2 protein-coding genes are annotated in these 1,219 nt (G+C 70.7%); both read right to left on the bottom strand.

What is annotated here, in order from left to right:
• Positions 1-15 precede the first annotated feature (15 nt).
• Positions 16-576, bottom strand: coding sequence for a transposase (locus JL475_RS39065; RefSeq protein ID WP_307825335.1), 561 nt, complete (start codon positions 574-576; stop codon positions 16-18).
• Positions 573-1,148, bottom strand: a complete 576-nt coding sequence (locus JL475_RS39060; RefSeq protein WP_202282935.1) for a helix-turn-helix domain-containing protein — start codon at positions 1,146-1,148, stop codon at positions 573-575. The genes JL475_RS39065 and JL475_RS39060 overlap by 4 nt, the downstream gene beginning before the upstream one ends.
• Positions 1,149-1,219 lie beyond the last annotated feature (71 nt).

Raw genomic sequence — 1,219 nt, 5'->3', positions numbered from 1 at the left:
CTAGTGCTGCGTTCCTCAAAGGAAGTAAATAAAACGGCGGCGTAGTGTGCGGGTCGGTGGTGCGGGGCGTCCCCAGATCCAGGGTGTGGCACGGGTGTTGAGCTGGGTGGTGGCCAGGGCCGTGGCCCGGTCGATCTCTGCGGGGTCGGCGAAGGACTGGCCGGCCAGAGCGGTTTTGCGGAAGATCCGCCACCAGCCCTCCTGCAGGTTCAGCCAGCAGGCGCCGACCGGGATGAAGGCGTGCCGGATGCGGGGGTGATCCTCCAACCAGGTCCGGGTAGCCAGGCTGTTGTGGGAGGAGAGATTGTCGGTGACCACCACGATCTCGCCCGTCGGGTTGGCGTCCTCCACCATCTGCAGGAACCACTGGTAGTTGACGCTGTTTCGGGATGAGGCGGTCATGGTGACCTCCCAGCCGTCTGTCGGCCGCAGGGCGCCGTAGACCCAGGTCTTCTCCGGCCCCCGGCCGTAGTCGAGTTCACTTTTGATCCGGTGTCCGTCCGGTGACCAGCCCGGCGCCGGCGGGAAGGTGCGGGGGATCACCGGGCCGAGCTCGTCGGCGCACAGGACCGTCACGCCCTCGGGCGGGCTGGTGTAGAGCGCGACGATCCGCGTCCTTTTCCCGCGAAGTCGGGATCCCGGCTCCGCACCCAGGACCGGGTACGGCGCCAGCGCACGCCCTCCGCCAGCAGGATCCGGCGCACCTGACTGCGCCGGACCTCGATCCCCTCGGCCCGGGCCGCCTCGGCCAGTGCGTCCAGCGTCCACACCGGCGCACCGGCCTCGTCGGCGGCCTGAAGGGCGCCGTCGGCCCCGGGAACCAGGCGCCCGGGCGGCGGTTTCCGGACCAGCGCGATGATCCGGGACCGCTCGGCCTCGGTGATCCGCCTCTTGCGGCCCTGCCCGCCCAGATCGGCCAGACCGTCCAGGCCGGAGGCGTTGAAGCGGTGCAGCCAGCGGCGCACCGTCTGCTCATGGCAGCCCAGCTCCCCGGCGATCTCCGGGACCCGCAGCCCCTCCCAGCTCAAGACCACCACCCGGCCCCGCTGGATCCAGTCGCCCGGGGCGTGCCGGGCCCCGGCCAGCTTGCGGACCTTCTCCTCCTCGGCCGCATCCGCGGCCGGACGCGCCCGCAGGATCTTCGGCATGCGGCTCGCCTCCACCAACTCAAACCAGCATCCCCACCAACCTACGCCCCGAAAGAGGAACCCTGCACTAG

The organism is Streptomyces sp. M2CJ-2 (assembly GCF_016757295.1).
Lineage (GTDB): Bacteria > Actinomycetota > Actinomycetes > Streptomycetales > Streptomycetaceae > Streptomyces.
This window is presented reverse-complemented; position numbering and strand designations above follow the sequence as displayed.